11 protein-coding genes and 1 pseudogene are annotated in these 16,802 nt (G+C 68.8%); 2 read left to right on the forward strand and 10 right to left on the reverse strand.

The window, feature by feature from the left end:
* Nucleotides 1-255: 255 nt before the first annotated feature.
* The 10 genes and pseudogenes from C1A38_RS24130 to C1A38_RS24175 form a co-directional block, all read right to left on the reverse strand.
* On the reverse strand, nt 256-831 hold the full coding sequence (locus C1A38_RS24130; protein WP_199180314.1) for a DUF6262 family protein: 576 nt from the start codon (nt 829-831) through the stop codon (nt 256-258).
* On the reverse strand, nt 828-3,395 hold the full coding sequence (locus C1A38_RS24135; RefSeq protein ID WP_199180315.1) for a tyrosine-type recombinase/integrase: 2,568 nt from the start codon (nt 3,393-3,395) through the stop codon (nt 828-830). Before C1A38_RS24135 ends, C1A38_RS24130 begins: the two co-directional genes overlap by 4 nt.
* Nucleotides 3,392-4,576, reverse strand: a complete 1,185-nt coding sequence (locus C1A38_RS24140; RefSeq protein ID WP_102660012.1) for a tyrosine-type recombinase/integrase — start codon at nt 4,574-4,576, stop codon at nt 3,392-3,394. The genes C1A38_RS24135 and C1A38_RS24140 overlap by 4 nt, the downstream gene beginning before the upstream one ends.
* Nucleotides 4,577-4,693: 117 nt before the next feature.
* Nucleotides 4,694-4,837 (reverse strand): annotated as a pseudogene (locus C1A38_RS32005) (AAA family ATPase); the annotation flags it as partial.
* On the reverse strand, nt 4,834-6,072 hold the full coding sequence (gene fxlM / locus C1A38_RS24150; protein WP_102660013.1) for a methyltransferase, FxLD system: 1,239 nt from the start codon (nt 6,070-6,072) through the stop codon (nt 4,834-4,836). The pseudogene C1A38_RS32005 and the gene fxlM (C1A38_RS24150), both read right to left, overlap by 4 nt.
* A gap of 275 nt (nt 6,073-6,347) precedes the next feature.
* Nucleotides 6,348-7,424, reverse strand: a complete 1,077-nt coding sequence (locus C1A38_RS24155) for a hypothetical protein (RefSeq protein ID WP_102660014.1) — start codon at nt 7,422-7,424, stop codon at nt 6,348-6,350.
* Nucleotides 7,425-7,553: 129 nt separating this feature from the next.
* Nucleotides 7,554-9,638 (reverse strand): methyltransferase, FxLD system, encoded by a 2,085-nt coding sequence (gene fxlM, locus C1A38_RS24160; protein WP_102660015.1) that lies wholly within the window; start codon nt 9,636-9,638, stop codon nt 7,554-7,556.
* Between the two features lie 14 nt (nt 9,639-9,652).
* Complete coding sequence (locus C1A38_RS24165; protein WP_102660016.1) at nt 9,653-10,912, reverse strand: lanthionine synthetase C family protein; 1,260 nt, start codon at nt 10,910-10,912, stop codon at nt 9,653-9,655.
* Nucleotides 10,909-13,929 carry a lantibiotic dehydratase gene (locus C1A38_RS24170; protein ID WP_102660017.1) on the reverse strand — a complete coding sequence of 1,007 codons (3,021 nt, stop codon included), beginning with the start codon at nt 13,927-13,929 and terminating at the stop codon, nt 10,909-10,911. The genes C1A38_RS24165 and C1A38_RS24170 overlap by 4 nt, the downstream gene beginning before the upstream one ends.
* 115 nt (nt 13,930-14,044) lie before the next feature.
* Nucleotides 14,045-14,179: an FxLD family lanthipeptide gene (locus C1A38_RS24175; RefSeq protein ID WP_102660018.1), complete on the reverse strand. Its 135-nt coding sequence runs from the start codon at nt 14,177-14,179 to the stop codon at nt 14,045-14,047.
* Between the two features lie 458 nt (nt 14,180-14,637).
* Here C1A38_RS24175 and C1A38_RS24180 point away from each other — a divergent pair, with 458 nt between their 5' ends.
* Together C1A38_RS24180 and ribD are read left to right on the forward strand one after the other, a co-directional pair.
* The gene (locus C1A38_RS24180; RefSeq protein ID WP_102660019.1) at nt 14,638-15,780 is read left to right on the forward strand and encodes an NsdA family TPR-like regulatory protein; all 1,143 of its coding nucleotides are present in this window, start codon (nt 14,638-14,640) and stop codon (nt 15,778-15,780) included.
* On the forward strand, nt 15,780-16,697 hold the full coding sequence (gene ribD, locus C1A38_RS24185) for a bifunctional diaminohydroxyphosphoribosylaminopyrimidine deaminase/5-amino-6-(5-phosphoribosylamino)uracil reductase RibD (RefSeq protein ID WP_102660020.1): 918 nt from the start codon (nt 15,780-15,782) through the stop codon (nt 16,695-16,697). Before C1A38_RS24180 ends, ribD begins: the two co-directional genes overlap by 1 nt.
* Nucleotides 16,698-16,802: the final 105 nt, after the last annotated feature.

Genomic DNA, 16,802 nt, shown 5'->3' on the forward strand with positions numbered 1-16,802 from the left:
GTTCTGACCTCCCCAGGGTCGCAGCAATGAAGCCCCAAGCACCCTGCTGGAGCTTCGGCCTCGCTCATCGGTGGTGGCGGTAAGTACCGACCACCGGCATGGCTCGTTTCTGCCGGTTGGCGAGACGAGCGTCAATGCCTGTTAGTGGCGCTGCCACTACCGTGAGTCGAATACTTGCCACGTTGTGGCTCGTCCGTGTCCTCGTTCTGTCCGTTGGCCGCGATTGCCTGGGTGGGGCCATTTCGGACGAAGGAGTCATCTGGTTTCGATGAGTTCGGCTTCGAGGTCTGCAAGGCGTTTGTCGAGGAAGCGGTTGTTGGAGCGGGCGGCTTGCAGTTTCTGCTCCAGCCCCCGATTGTCCTCGGTGAGCTGGCGAACACGCTGCTTGAGCGTGGTGTTCTGCTCTCCGAGGCGTTGGGCGGTGCCGTCGGCGTACTCGGCTTGCAGGTCGCGGATCTGTCCGAGGAGGATGCCGATCCGCTCCCGTTGAGTGTCGATCTCGGTGTAGGTGGCCTTGAGTGCATCCTCTGCGTTGAGCGCGCGCTGGTGCCAGGAGGCTTCGACGTGCGCGTCGTGTGCTGCCTGGGTTCGGCGCCGCTGGTGGCCGTTGGAGGCGATCGCGGTAGTCACCAGTTTCTTGGCGTCGGTGTTCTGGTAGAGGAAGGTGCGCGAGACTCCAGCCCGTCGAGCGACCGCCGGGTAGGTGATCGGAGTCCGCTCCCGACGCATGGTGCGCAGCGTCACCTCGATTCGTTCGAGCTTGTCGCGGGTGCTCTGCTGGCGGGCGTGGTTGGCGGCCATGGTGCGCGTTCCGCGGTCGGAAGTGGTCATGAGGGGGTCTCCGGGCCGCTGAGGGCGGCGAGGTCAGAGGTGCGGAACGCGGTGCTCCAGAGGCGGTGGAAGTAGTCCTGGGGCCGGCGTAGGTCCAGAGCGAGGGCGTCGTTGAGCAGGCCGAGGCCGGCGAGGGCGCGTTCGAGTCCGGCGATGGCGCGGGCAGTAGGTTCAAACTGCTGGTGCAGCCAGTCGGCCATCTCGTCGGTGGGTGCGCGTTCGGCCAGGGAGTGCCACTGTTCGCGTTTGCGGCGCCAATACAGCAGGTCGGCGCCGGTCATGACGAACTTGTCGCAGCTGGTGCAGTTTAGGTTCCAGGGGCAGGCGCCGCCGTCGACGACGATCTGGTAGGTGCAGAGTCCGCCTTCGGTTGGGGTGCTGCGCCGGCCAAGGTCGATCGCCAACGCCTGGGCCTGTTCACGCGGCAGTTGCGGGATTCCGTCGGAGACTGCTGCGCCGGGTTGTGGGGCGCCGGGGCCGGCGACCCAGACGTGCTGCAGAACGTCGTCGATCTCGCTGAGCGCGACCTTGGCGTAGTGCTCGGTCATGCGCTCGGAAACGTGGCCGAGGTAGCGCTTGATGTGCTGCAGGCTGGCCCCGGCGGCCAGCAGCCTGGTCGCCAAGGTGTGGCGGGCCTGGTGCGGGACGGCGGGCTCAAGGTCGAGATCCCAGACCCAGCGGCGGAAGTGACCGTGGAACCAGCCGAGGCCGACGGCGTAGGTGCCGTGCGGGTTCCTGTAGGCGCGGGGGAACATCGCCATACTCGCGCGTTCCTGAGCCGTGAGCGTGCGGGCGTAGCGCTGCTCGAACCGCGCGATCGTGGTGCGTTGCCGTTCACGCAGCCGCTGGTAGATGAAGTCGGGGATGCGGATGGCCTCGTTGTAGTTGCCGACCTTGGTCTGGTCGTGCCACAGCAGCGGCACGCCGTTGTGGATCTCGACGCAGTCCAACCGCAGACCGAGAACCTCGCCAGCGCGCCGCCCGGTCACGATGATCGTCTCCCAGATGTCGCGTACTCCCCGGTCGGTGACGTCTTCTTGGGCCAGCAGGTTGAGGTTGGTGGGGTCGGCGAGGGCGCGGGCGGTGTTGTCGGTGTATGGGCTGCGGGGCCGGAAGGCGCGCTTGTCGCCGACGGGGAAGGCGACGATGAACTCTCGGGGCAGGCCGATCTGCTCGGCGTGGCCCGCTTCGAGGGCCGCGCGCATGATCCGGCGCAGGTTGTCGAAGGTGCTCTTGCAGGTCCCCTCGGTGACGACGGCTTGCTTGGTGGTGGGACTGGGCCGCAGGGCGGGGAGCCGGTCGCGGGCTCGGCGGCGATGATCGGAGACGAACTGCTCGACGTGTTCCGCCGAAAGCAAGGCCGGGCTGTGCCCGGCCTCCGGCGCGCGGGCTTCGAGGAACGCCCCGAGTTCCTGCACCGCGACGCGTATCGCGAAGTAGGTGCCCCGGCCGCGTGGGCTGTCCACCGACCGAAGTTGCTCGGCGAGGTGATCCCAGAGCAGGTCCCGCAGCCACTGCTGCGGGACCTGCGACAGGTCGAACTTGCTATTGAGTTTGCCGATCCGGCGGCCAAAGTGCTCGAAATCGATGTAGCCGGCAGCTTTGCTCTCGCTCGGCGTGACGTAGACAATCTCCAGATCCCGGCAAATCTCGGTCACGATCGTCCGTTCTTGCTCGCCCATCGCATCGACGTCCAGGTCGGCCAAGCAGGCGAGGCCGCGGCAGGCGGCGACGACCCGCAGGATCGCATGCATCCACCACCGGGTGTGGTCGCTGCGCTGGGTGTAGGAGAACAGGCCCCACTTCAGCTCCGCCCTCATCAGCGGACTCAGCCCATGCAGGCTGATCTGCCCGGGCCGGGCAGCCGGCCGGACCTGACGGCACCAGCCGCGAAACGCCGGCTCGTCGTCGAAGCTGACGGGAACGCGCTGGCCGCGACGCTCAAACCAGCGGCACCAGTTGGACGGCAGCCGAGCGCCACCAGGGCGGCCAGCCCGCCGGTAGAGCTTCTCGTGATCCTCGCAGAGCTCCAAAGGCGAGCGCGCCAGATCGTCGCAGCAGGCCGCGATGCACTGGCCGTAGGAAGCTCGGGGCTCTTGGCCGGACAACCACAGTTCGAACTCGTTACTGTCTTCCGGCGCTCGGGTTGAGCCGGTCAGCTCCTGCCATCGGTTGCGGTGGAAGGTGCACAGCCCGACACGCATGCTGCGTTCCGCCGGCCGCTCGCAGCGGGAGACGCGACAGCCGTTCGGGGCGTTGAACCGCCGCCGTGCCCCGATCAGCGGGGCTGAGCGTATGAACTCCAGTCGGTCCATGCCGGCCGCTTCCGCCACGTACCACCTGGCCAGGTGATTGGTGCACAGCTCCTGCCTCGTGATGTAGCCGTCGCAGCCGTTGATCAGGCAGTTCCAGTGCAACGTTTGGTGATTCCTCGGGATACGGATGTCGTCACTGCGAAACAGCGGGTCGAACCCCGGCCCGTCGATCAGCGCGGTCAGGATCTCCAGCCGGTCCCGGGATTCGCGGTCCGGTCGGATCATGGCCAGGTGTGCCGCAGCGGTCACGACTGGCTCCAGACCTTACGCAGGGCCGCGTCGAACTTCGGATCGTGGATGTCGGTGTGCCCGTAGATCTGGTCGACGGTCGCGCTCGACGCCCAGCCGCCGGCGTCGCGGGCGATCATCAGGTTGCCGCCCGAAGCGTCCAAGACCGCGGTAGCGAAGTTGTGCCGAGCCTGGTGCGGGTGCACCCGGCCGAGCCCAGCCCGCAACCCCGCTCGGCGGAACATGCTGCGGGCACCCGCAGCCGACAGAGGCTGCCCGTAGTGATCTCCAGCGAGCTGCACCAGAAGCATCCCGTGGCCGGTCACCGCGCTACGCGGGTACTCGCTGGTCATGTAGGCGAAGTAGGTGTGGACCATCTCCGGGCTGACCCGGCGGATCAGCCCACCATGCACGACACCGTTGACCAACTCCCACGGATGCTTCGTCTTCGCCCTGGCCTGGTTGCTGTTGCCGTCGCGGTGGCAGATGTGCACGTGCGCGCCGCGCGCCTGATCGCACTCGGCGTTCTCCCGCAGATGAAGGTCCGCCAGGTGCAGACCACACAGCTCGCCGATCCGGAACCCGCCGTCATACAGCCACGTCACGATCATCCGGTCCCGAGCCGTCGTCGCCTTCCGCACCAGCCGGCCACGCCCCTCGTCAGGCAGCATCTTCGGATGCCGCCGACCGCCCTTGCGCGGCGCGAGCGGATTGGCCGGCATCGCCGAGCTGACATGCCCCAGCAGCGACCGGTTCCGGTCCGCCTTCGACGGCAACCGAGTCCGGTCCAAGTCACGCCGAAGCTCGGCGCTGACCTGTTCGTAGCCCAAGCTCAGGTAGAAGCCCTTCAGCACCGACGCGGCGGTGCCCAAGGTCGCCGCACCGTACGGCTGCTTACCGACCCGCCAAGGCTCACCCAGCGGCATCCGCACGGCGGCGCCGACGATCCCCATGTACCGCTGAAGATCACGCAAACGGACGGCTTTCAGCTGCAGCGCCTCGCGTTCCAGCCACCGCAGATGATCCACCAGCAGATACGCGTACGTCCGCTGCGTACCCGGCTCGCCGTCGTACCGGCGCAGAAACCGGTCCGCCTCCTCGTGGACCGCGCCCTCCGGCCACAGGATCGTCCACGACCGCCGCCCGCCGCTGAGGAAGATCTCCTGTACCCGGAGCTGTCCAACAATCCGCCTGCGATCCACGCACACCCTCACATCCCCACGTCCCGAACGTGAAGATCATGAAAGGTTAGGGTCGCCGAAGGATCAAGATCCGACGGCTTCGCGGACGTCACGTACACCAAGAGGACGGTGGGAAAGTTCGAGTAGGGCGCAGCCGCGCCCGTAGCGGCGTCGTGCTTCTCGGGCTGCGGTCGTCTTTCCGCTTGCCGAGTTTCCGCGCACGATCACGAGGGTCGGGAACTGCGGGGAGGACCGTTCGATGCGCGACGGGTCGGTGGTCATCGCGGCTCTCCCGAGCCGGGCCAGGTGACGGTGATCGTGGTGTGGCGGCGGGTTACGAGCAGCTGGGGTCCGTCGGCTGTAGGCGGGTGTGTGCTGTTGGGGTGCACGGTGATTGTCGGGCCGGGTCCGTGCCGGTGGTGGTGTTCCCAGATCGTGATGAGGTTGAGCATGTCGGCGGTGAGGGTGTCGGCATCGGGTCCGAAGCCGTGGGCGCCGAACTGCCAGGTGGTGTCGTCGAGCTTGCGCATCGCGAGGTAGGCGACGCTGTCGGTGGTGAGCAGGGTGGGGCAGACGAACCGGTCTTGCGGGTCGACCAGGTCGGCGGTGCGTTCGCGGTCTACGGCGAGAGTGCCGAAGGGTCGGGGCTGGCTGGCCAGCCACAGGTGCAGCGACTCGAAAGAAGAGCCCTCCTGCATGGTGATGGTGACCGGCGACCATGCCTCCCGCCGCGGCGAGTGCAGGGCCGCGGCGAGTGCGTCCGGGTTCACCTCGGTGGTGGTGTCGTCCAGGGTCACGACGATGTCGTCGCCGCGCAGGGCCAGGCGGCGGGTGGGGTGGCGTCCGTCGCCCTGCATCGGCACGAACCCGCATTGCAGTGCCGCGGTGGCGAGGAGGTGATCCTCGTGGCGTCGCAGGGTGAGGCACCGGGTCATGCCGCGTATCCGCAGCGGCACGATGAGAACACCGGCCGGGGTGAGTTGGTCGAGCCAGGCCGGTGGCAGGTCCGGTGTCTCCACGGTGGCGATGATGGCGTCGTACGGGGCGTGGGGCTGGTTTCCGTGCTCGCCGTCGCCGTGTACCACGGTGACCTGCTGGTAGCCGGCACGGTCCAAGCCGGTGCGGGCGCGGTCGGTGACGTCGGCGTCGATGTCGACGCTGACGACCGTGCCGTCCGGACCGACGACATCGGCGATCAGCGCGGCGTTGTAGCCGCCGGAGCCGACTTCAAGGACCCGGGCGCCCGGCCGCAGCCAGGCCTGTTCCAGCATGTACGCCTGTAGCCACGGCGCGGAGATCGAACTCGTCGCGCGCCCGTCCGGGCCGCGTCTGGTGATGAGGACATCATCGGCGTACGCGGCGTGGACGCCGACGTCGGTCGCGAACAGATGTCGCGGCACCCGGCGAAACGCCGCCTCCACCGCCGGCGAGGTGATCCACCGGTCAGCGAGGAGCTGGTAGACGAGCCGGGCGCGGGCCTCATCAGCAGAGACGGTGTCGAGCGCGGAACCAGCCATGGATTGGACCTCCGTGAGCGGGCATCGGTGGGATGCGATTGCGCGGCGACAATATCGGGCGCATGTGACAAAACGCGCCCGGCCTGGAGCCGCCTCGTGGGAAGGTTCGCGGGCCTCCCGCCCGTCGCCCTGCCAGTGGAGGCCGTGAGTGCATGGCTGCCGCCAGGGGCCCTACCGTCCGTGCAGGGCGTGAAGTCGACAAGGAACTTGGCATTGCCTGACTGGCCTCGAACTTCGCGGCGTTGAGCAACGGTTACGAGGTGCGAATGCGGGATTCAACGGTTGGTTTGGCTGGTGCGTATCACGGTTGCGGCCAGGTCGAGTGCCGATGAGAGAGTGTGGCGGGCTGGTTTCGGAAGTTGTCCAAGGCCGAGGCCGCTTGCGCTGACCATCTGCCGTAGCGGGCCGTGGTGTTCGGGACCGACGGCTGGGTGGTTGAGGAGATCACGCGCGGCGTTGGCGTCCTGCTCCTGGATTACCTCGTTTGCCAGACAATCGATCAGTCCGGCTGCAACGGTTGCGGAAAGGTCGAGGGCGGTGAGGACTAGTCGGGTGCGAAATACCGATAGTCCGGAGCCTGGCGCCATGTTTGATACTCGGCCGATCAATTCTCGGCCGTCGGTTCGGCTTCGATCGTCGGTGGCTGAGCTCCAGCCATATAGGAGATCGCGTACCAGTTCCTCCCACGGTTGCTCGATCGTGATGCGGTTAAGGAGGGCGGTAGCTGCGGGGGTGTCGCCGTGGATGAGGTGGGCCACGACGGCGACCTGTCGCCCGTCGCGGAGAGTGGGCCCGATTCCGTCGTAGCGTTGGACGTGCGTCATGGCGTCGGTCCACCGGCCGTTGATGGTGAGGGCGCGGGTTCCGTCGGAGAGCAGGACGTTGCGGAGCCAGTTGGTGATCTGTTCGCGTTCTTCGGCCTCCGCAGGGAGCTGTCGGGGATGTATTTCCAGCCCGCTGATGACAATGGGGTCGCTGTTGACGACCGCATGGTAGAGGTCGGTGAGCAGGCGGTGTGCACGTTCTCCGTCGCCGGCGCGGATGCGGAGGCGGGCGAGATTGACGACGGGTTCGAGAGCGAACCGGGCGGTGTACCCGTTGAGTACGGCGCGGTTGAGGTAGAGGTTCGCGTGACGGTGGCACCAGAGTTCGGCGAGTGCTGCGTCCGCGCAGTCGGAGGCGACGAGAGCGGCTCCGTTGAACACCATGGACGCCTTCTCCGGGTCGTGTTCGCGGTGGGCGGTCTCGGCGAGCCCGGCGAGTCGCATTACCCGTGCGTCGAGCGGTTTGGCTGGCGGGCGCTTGCGGGCGACGAGGGGGAATCGGGCGGCGATGGTAGGGACGACGGGCATGGGTGTCCTCATCTGCTGCGGAAGGCCGTTCCTTGGGCGAGCGGGGGCGCGGCTGGCTGCCGTGTTGCTACGCACGCCGGCCGCTCGCATCGGGACGCCGGGGCGGTGCGCCGCCCCGGCGGCTCTCGGTCAGAAGGAGATGTTGAGGACCGTGTCGGGTCGGCTGATGTCGCCGGTCTGGACCGGTCGGGTTCCGGCGCGGTGGGCGGTGACGGTGGGCTTGTTGGGGCGGCCGGCCTCGTCCCACTGGTCGAGTAGGTCGGTCAGTTCCGTGGCGAGCTTGTCGGCGTCCGGGCCGTTGGCGATGGCGCCTAGTTCGTGTTGGCCGTCGCTGGTCTCTTGGAAGGCGAGGTAGGCGATGGTGCCGCCGTGGTAGATGGCGGCTCCGGCCCATCGGTAGGCGGGGGTGACCAGTGCGCTGGTGGGGGCGGTGTCGCCTGCGCGGAGACGGCCGAACGGCTTGCCGGCGTTCACGAGGAGCCACAGGTCGAGGTGGCCGATGGGGTCGTTGTCGGTGACCTGTATTCCGGTCCAGCGTTCGTACCGGGGGTGGTGGAGGGCGCGGGCGAGGGCGGCGCGGTCGGGTTGGTCGGCGGCGTCGAGTTTGAGGACCACGTCGGAGTCCAAGCGGATGTGCTGGTCGGTGTGCTCGGCCGTGCCGCGCATGGGCACGAATCCGCAGACCAGCGGTGTCGTGGTGCTGACCAGGGTCGTGGGGCTGGTGCGGTCGAAGGCGAAGCATCGGGTCAGGCCGCTCTCGTGCACGCGCAGCGGGACGACGATACGGCCCTGCTCGGCGAGTTGGTTCCACCATGCTGCGGAGATGTCCCACGCGCCAGCGGTGACAATGATCCGCTGGTAGGGCGCGGATTCGGGGTGGCCCAGGGCTCCGTCGCCGCAGATCACCTCGACGGTGTCGTAGCCGGCGCGGTCGAGGGCGGCGCGGGCGCCATCGGCGAGGTCCTGGTCGAGTTCGATGGTGACGATCGTGCCGCCGGGGTTGGTCAGCTCGGCGAGGAGGGCGGCGTTGATGCCGGTGGCGGCGCCGATCTCCAGGACGTGGTCTCCGGGTTGCGGGTCGAGTTGTTCGAGCATGTCCGCGACGAGGCTGGGGCTTGATGCCGATGACAGCGCGGTGCCGTGGGGGTCGCGTTTGGTGACGATCTGGCGGCGGGTGTAGACGGTTTCCAGGTTGACGCCGGGTAGGAACTGCTCGCGGGGCACCGTCCGGAAGGCCTGCTCGACAGGGGCGGAGCGGATGTGGCCGCGTTGTTTGAGGGTGGTGACGAGCTGTTCGCGCAGTGCCGCTGCGTCGACGGTTTCAGGCGTGGTTTGGGACGTGTTCACTGCTTTTACCCTACTGTCGGTCGTCCCGGCGGGGTGGTAGCCGGGTGGGATGTCGGACGCGTGGTGGAAGGTGACGTGTACGGCGGCCGTTGCCAGGAGCCAGGTATCGGTGGCCGAGATGCCGAGCCGGTTGAACAGGAACAGGACGTGATGGGTCAGCACGCCGCGCAGGTCGCGGGTCAGTACGCCGTTCCGGTCGAGGAACCGGAGGTCTCGGCCTGCCTGCTCGTGCGCTCCCGGCCATGACGGAGCGGTGCTCAACGGGCTGCGCGGCGTGTCGTCGCCGGCGGTGATCAAACGCTGCACAGCGGCGATCAGCCCCGGGCTCGGCGTGGGCGTGTGGGGTTGGTGCCGGCGGATGGCGATATGCCGCCAGACATCGCCTTGTTCGGAGAATTCCAGGCCGGCGGCGCGCATGAGGCGGGTGGCGAGCAGCACGCCCAGCTCTCGGCGGTGGTCGCCACGGGCGGCGAGGTGGCCGAGGATGTGGCGGCTGTCGGCGTGGAAGAGGGTGTGGGCGATCGTCATCGCGTCCTCGCCGCCGAAGGCGTACGCCTCGGCCCGGTAGACGGGTTCGGCGACATCGCGGATCCGGTCGTCGGCGGTGATGCCGGCGAGCAATGCGTAGAACCGGGGGAGCCGGCCGCCGGGCAGCAGCCGCAGCCGCCACGTCTCGGACTTGCGGACGAACCAGAACGCACTGATCACGCCGTCGTCCTCGGCGGCGACGAGCGCGGGGCCGAGCCGGGCCGCGGCGTACTCCTCAGCCGTTCGCCAGTTCGTGAAGGTCAGGTTCACCTGGCGCCACCGGCTGACCGGCCCCGTGTCCGGTGGTGGCTCGGTGTCGGGTTCGGGATCGGGGTCCATGATGCTCTCCTCGTCTAGTTGATCAGCAGGCTCGTGGACCAGTGGGTGTCGGTGCCGGTCGCGAAGGTGTGGAGGGTGAGGGCGATGCCGGCGGGGCCCGATATCAGGCCGGACGGTGCGGGGGTGGGGTTGGTGGCGTGTTGGATCAGCAGGCGTATCAGGTGGGGCACGGCGGCGGGCAGGCTGGTGTCGCGGGCGTCGGCGGCGGCGTACCAGAGGGTGGCGGCGAGTCCTGCCCAGCCGTGGCACAGCGCCGGGTCGATGATCCGGCTGAGCTGGACGGGGTCGGCCAGGCAGCGGGCCAGCGCGTCTTCTGCCGCCTGCTGCCGGGCGGGATCGCCGAGGGCGATCCCGGCGAGTTGCTGGGCGCGGGCGATTCCTGGGGTGCCGTAGCACCAGGACGGCCGCGCCGGGCGGTTCACGGCGGGCTGTCCGGCGTGCAACTCCGCGACGGTGATCTTCTCGGGCCACCAGGGGCCCGCCGGGCTCGCCTGCTCCCATGTGTCGAGCCACGAGCAGATCCGGCCGATCGCCTCGGTCTGTCCCGGCACCCGGATGTTCCGCCGCATGGCCAGAGCTAGCAGGGCCAGGGGGCCGGTGATGCCGTGCGCCATGCCGACGTTGGCATGTCCGCCCCGCTCAGCACCATCGTCGTCGGGTGGGTCCGCGCTCCACCAGCCCGGCGCGAGCCGGCCCGCCTCGTCGTCGGCGTCGATCGGCTCGGTGAGCCGTACCAGATACGCCAGCACCCGGCGCAGCAGGTCGCCGTCCGGGAAGCGGCGCAGCAGGTGGGCTCCGAGGCCGGTCAGCCCGCGGACGAGGTCGAACTCCGACAGCGCGGGCCGGGCGCCTGCCGCGAGGCGTGCCTCGGCGGCGGCCAGCCGACGCCCGGCAAGGTCCGCGACGGCGTGGTCCAGGGCGTCCAGGGCAGCCGGGCGTGCGTGGGGCATGGCCGTGGTCAGGGCGTGGGTGACAGCGGGTGCACCGAACCACAGTCCCGCTCCGGTGCCGTTGTTCAGCGTCTCCGCGCTCGCGTGGCGCAGCCACGCACGGACCGGTTCCCATCCACCGTGCCCCGTCTGTGCGCGTACCCCGTGCAGGATCGCGACCCCGGCGGCCCCTTTGGACAGCGATTGGCCGTACCAGCGCGTGCTGCGCGGTCCGTAGTCGGCACCGGTGGGTTGCGCGGGCGGCTCGGTCAGGGTGTCGGTGATGCACGAGGCCATCGTCTCGGCCGCTCGTAGCAGCGGCGTGGCAAGCAGGGTGACGGTCATCGGCCGGCTCCTGTGGTGCGATCACGGCGACGTACCGCCGCGAGCGCGATGTGGCGGGCGAGCCGATACGTGACCTGTTCGGCAGCCTCGTCCGGGCCGTGCGCGCGAACGAAATGCAGATGCACCAGCGACGCGAGCACCCCAGCGGGGGTCAGCGGGCCGCCGGAGGCCGACAACGCATCGGCGTACCGGGCGGCGGCCCGGGATCGTTCCCGCCACGCGCGCCGAACCGGCGCTGGTAGGGACGTCGGATCGAGGGTGACCGCCTGGCGCAGGGTCCCCCGGTCGATAGGCGCTCGCCCGGGGTGTTCCGGCCGGGCGACAAGCCACTCGCACCCGTCGTCGCGGCTGCCGAGCATCGCGGCGGCCAGGTCGATCATGCTCGCGGCGGTCAGCGCCTGCTGGTCGAGCCGGGATTCGTCCTTCGCCGCCATCTGGGCCACCGCGGCGCGGGAGTCCGCAGCGAACAGCTCCTCGGCGGCGGACATGGCCGGGCCGTCGCCGTACCGGCCGGTCTCCGGTCGGTAGGTGTCCAGGCGCAGATCACCCGCGAGTCCCTGCTGCCGAAGCGCGACCGCCCACCGGCCGACTCTGACCGCCGCCTGACCGTAGTCGTCGGTGTGCAGCCGAAGCCGCAGGTGCGAATACGGGCGGCGCATGCGGATGAACCACCACATCGGCGGCTGCGGCCAGTCAGCGAACAGCGCGGGCAGTCCTCGCCGCAACACCAACTCCATCATCGACGGCTCGACGGCGAGTGATCCGGACAGAAGACTGCTCGCCCCGGGCAGAACCGGGTCGGCAGCGGCAGGAGGCGGCCACGAGCTTGGTGCAGTGACCGCAGCCGGCGCCGTAGCTGGAGCGGCTGTAGAGGCGACCGGTACGACGATTTCGTGCGCGCGTCCGGACAGCCAGCCGAAGTCCTCCAGCCCCGCCGCCTCGACGAGGGTGACCGCCGTGTCGCTGCCGGCGTCCAGGTGGGCGCGCAACAGCGACCGGTCCATGGCCTGATCGAGGTCGAGCCGCAGCCGCTGGTCGCCGCTGCCGACCTGCACCCACCTCGGCAGCCGCAGCCTCTCCCGCAGCGCCTCCCACGCCGCCGACCATTCGCCGTCGCCGGCGGCTGCGGCGGGCAGCCGCGCCGGGTCGATCCGCCACCGCGCCGCGGACAGGAGAACCCGGCCATATCGCAGGGCAGGTCGAAACGGCAGACAGGACGCCGCGCCCCAGTCGAACGGCTTGAGCCGAACGTCCAAGGCTCGCGGTAGCTCGACCAGGAACCGGGCGAGCAGCGGCATGGTGTGCACGGCAGCGGCGTGCGCCACGGTGGGCTCGACCACCCGACGCCGCGACATCGACACCAGAACCAACCGATCGCGATCAGCGGCCACGCCGAGGTCGTCGGGGCCAATCACGTCTTCGCCAGCAGGGCGGTGCTCGGCCATGCCGACCAGCCACGGAAGTACCTGCGGGGACCTGAGCACGTTCTGGGCATGCAGCCTGCGCGGCGGGAAACTCACCTGCGCCGGCATGGCCCTTTCCACCGCGACCGGCAGGCGCGCGAACTCCCGACGCATCCACTCACGCTCGGCATACGGCAGCACGTCGAGGAATCGGCCACTCGTCGCCATCGCCGAGCGGCCCATACCCGTCACCGCGACCAGGAACCGGCCTTCCTCCAGCGCGCGCAACGACACCGCGCGCACCTCCGCCGACACGTCGACATGCGGACTGACGAGACCCTCGGGGTCTGGGCCGGCGAGCGCCCGCACGGCCGCATCATCGAGGACCACCTCACGGACACCGTCGATCACCGCCTGCTGCGCCAACGCCAACAAACGCTCATCCCGACCCGACAGCGGCGCCGCCGGGCATTCGACGCTGCCGAAGTGCTCCGGGTAGCCCAGACCGGCCACCGGATCGACCACCTCGGCAAGCGGCACCACCGCCGCCATTCCGTACCGATCGACAAACCGAGCATGGTACGCGCGCCACTCCGGTCGTCCCGCCGGATGCGGTGTCAACCGACGCAGCACCTCCACCGACGCGATGACCTCCGCGGCGACCTGATGCGGCACGACGACCTGATCCTCGAGCCGACAATCCACCGCTAACGGCTGCCGAGCCACCGCCAACTTCCGCATCCGAGCGGCCAGCCCACGCACGTCTGTCGCCCTCCCTGTGGTGGCACCGAGGCGACCATGCAGTGCCCGAAGCTCCTGAACCGTCTGCCCGACGGGCTCGGAATGAGGGATGGCGTCAAGCTGGTCCAGGACGTGCTTGATCGGGTCGGTGCAGGTAGACGGCGGCCGGAGAGCAGAGATCAACACGCCCTGATCGACCAGGTCGGCAACCAGCGCCTCAGCCGACATGCGTGGGAACTCCGGATAGCCGGCGGCGACCTTATCGACCAGTTCAGCCCACAGCATCGGCCCGGCGGCCAGCGACATCGCCAGCCGTACCGCCTCGGTACGCCTCACCGAGGATCCGCCCCCGGTGAGTACGGAGGCATGGGGCCGGCACTCCACGACGACCCGGAGCCCAGACACCCGCGCGAGGTTGTTCGCCTGGACGTACAGGCCGCGGCGTACGTTCCGATCGGCTTCGAGCTGCGCGATCAGCGACGCGAGCCACTCCGCGTCCGGGCGCAGATGCATGGCCGACCGCTCTGACAACGTCACCGCGGCTGCTGTGTCGAAGCGCAGGGTCGCCACCCCCGAGAACAACCCGAACGGCGTAGCCCGTCGGCGAGCGCGGACCAGGTACCGCGCCAACGCCAACGCCATTCGCCACCCTTGCCCGGCGTCGACCATCTGGCCCGCGAGAGCCGTCTCTACACGGTCGACGAATCCAGGGCTCGCCACCCAGACCGCTTCCGCCATGCCGACCTGACGCCAGGTCGCTCGCAGCCAGGCTTCGACACCGACAGGATCGTGCCGGTCCGACCAGGGCACCCCGTGATCGGGCCACACATGAGCTGCGATGCGGACGGTAGCGGCATCAACCGTGCGAAACATGACACCCTCCTGCCGTCAACACCATTCCCTTGCGAGGAAGGACTTGCCTTCGTGGGACGCCGGTTCCGGCGGGCGTACGGGGGATCGCCCGCCGGAACCGGCCAGAGTGCGGCGACTAGCAGTCACTGCCCCTCACGGTGTCGCAGCCGTCGTCCGTGTCCGCCAGCAACGCCGCGGCGACCGGACCCTCCGTGACAATCTCCACGTCGAGCTCGAACGGGTCACCGCTAACGGCGAGCAGGTTGTCCATGACTGGTCCTCCAACGAGACTTGCGATCGGTGGGCAGGCAGCCCCTGCGGCTACCAACCCGTCGGCCACTTCGCGTTCCTCTGTAGCCAGCGCCGAGCAACGGAAGCTGCCGCTGCCGGCCGCGCAGCGACGCATGCTCTCCGTGACCTCCGCAAACAGGCTCTGAAGCGGCCGGCTGCCGCCTAAAGCCTCACCGGCTACTCCTCACACGATCACTCATAGTGAACAGTGCGGGAATACCGACTTGTGGTCCGACTTCGTGGTGATCCGTGTCGCTACGAGGCGTGACAACGTCAGAGCAGGATGATCTAGACAACCGGTGGCATAGTCGGCAGGGATCGGCATGCTGGGTAGAGGGGAAGTCAGTGCCTCGTCATCCGGACACCACGATCAGGCCGAACACCGCGCTCAGTGAGGCCCGGCGTCGACTGTCCTCGCCGATGCGTCCTGGCCAGTGCATGTCCCGCAGTGAGCTGGCCGATGCGGTCAACGCGGCGCTCGACCGAATTTATGTGGGCCGTGACGTCACCGCCCAGTATGTCGACTTCCGGTGGGTCGGCAAGCTGGAGCGTGGCGAGCATCGCTGGCCCAGCCAAGCGCGGCGAGCAGCGCTGCGTCAGGTACTTGGCGCCGCCACCGATGCCGATCTCTACAGCCCTCGACGAAGCGATGGAACAGGCATCACCGCCGAGACGATCGAGCCCCGACCAGGCAGTTGGGACGAGACCATCCACCTGTTGCGCGAACAGTGGCATCTCCTGGTGCAGAACGACAAGGTGTTCGGCCCCGAGTACGCGCTGATGGGCGTCACCAGACAACTGACGACGATCGAGGACCTTCCGAACGAGGTGCCCCAGGCGCTTCGCCCCGCCGTCATCCGCCTCGCCGCCCAGTATGCCGAATCCGCGGCCTGGCTGCATCAATCCCTCAACGACCACGCCGCAGGCCACCGCCGGACACGACAGGCTCTCGCCTGGGCAGGCCAGATCGCTGACCCGACCATGACCGCCTGGGCCACCTACCGCAGCAGCCAACAATGGTTGACCAGCGGACACCCCGCCCAGGCCGTCGAGCAGGCCGAAGCGGCGCTGCTCTACGACCAGAAGCTTCCCGGACCGATGCGGGCGGCGCTGCGTGTCCAGCACGCGCATTCCCTCGCCGCCACAGGCGAGCACCGCGCGGCGCTGCGCCTGCTGGACGCCGCGCATCGCTGGGCAGCGGACCGTCACCCGGGAAAGCCAGAGGGCGAGCACGGCTCCTACTGCACCAGCGGCTACATCGAAGTGCACCGCGGGGCGTGTCTTCGGCTGGCGCAGCGGCCACAGGAGGCAATCGGCGTCATCGACGAAGCTCTCCCTACGATTCCGCGGCGGCATCGGCAGGACTTCGCCTCCGCCCTGCTGAACAAGGCGATGGCCCATGCCGCAGCGAACCAACCCGACCAGGCTGCGGCGACAGCACACCACGCCTTGCCGATCGCGCGCCGGGCGGGATCACGACGAATCCTGCATCAACTCGCGCACCTCGGCACCGCAGTCAACGTGCACCAGCAACTACCAGAAGTCCGCGCCTTCCTAGATGACCTCAAGAAGGGCACCTGATGGCATCCGACGTCGAGTTGGCCGCGATGCGGCAAGCGATCACACTGTCGTCGTTCGGCTTGGGCACCACGAGCCCAAACCCGCCCGTCGGCTGCGTCATCCTCGATCGCCATGGTGACGTTGTCGGCACCGGCTATCACCGGCGCAAAGGAGAAGCCCACGCCGAAGTGAACGCGCTCAGCACAGCGGGCGCCGCAGCGCGAGGCGGCACCGCCGTCGTCACACTCGAACCCTGCAACCACATCGGCGTCACCCCGGCCTGCCGCCAGGAACTCATCAACGCCGGCATCACCCGAGTCGTCATCAGCGTCCTCGACCCGACCTCCCGAGGCGACGGCGGCGCCGCCATGCTCACCGCCCACGGCATTGAGGTCGAGACCAACGTGCTGCCCGCCGAGACCCTCACCGTCCTCGGCCCCTGGCTCGCCGCCACCCGCCGCCGCCGTCCCTACTTGATCTGGACCTACGCCTACGACAATCAGGACAGCCAGCCTGTCAACGAGCAACTGACCGCGGATCTGCGATGTAGGACAGACCTCGTGCTCAGCTACAAGACAATCGAGGAGGGCGTCCCCGGCGGTCACGCTCCCGAACACTTCACGCTGCCCGACGACCTGAGCACTGATCTCCGACCGTGGCTGTCAGCCTGCTACGCCACCGGCTCGCGAACCATCCTGGCCGTTGGAGCCGATCATTCCGACGCACTCCGCGACAACCTTGACTTCGTCGATGAGATCGTGATCGCCGTCAAGAAGACCCCACCGACAGGGGTCATCGCGGCAGCCACCGCAGACCTCACGCCGGCGGGTTTCGAGCTGGCTGAAATCTTGCCCGGTAGCACCGATGTGCGTGTTCGCCTTCGCCAGCCCAAGCCGTCTCCTGAACAAGCCGACATCGCACAGCCGGGCATGCGCTGATGCGCTGCTGCCGTCGCCGGGTCGAGCGAATCGCCGCCTGCCATACCTAGCCTCGATGATTCGTGCCTGACGCCGGCTCCTTCGGCCCGGCGGAGCTGATCGTTG

It is taken from the genome of Verrucosispora sp. ts21, assembly GCF_002879555.1.
GTDB classification, from domain to species: Bacteria; Actinomycetota; Actinomycetes; order Mycobacteriales; family Micromonosporaceae; genus Micromonospora; species Micromonospora gifhornensis.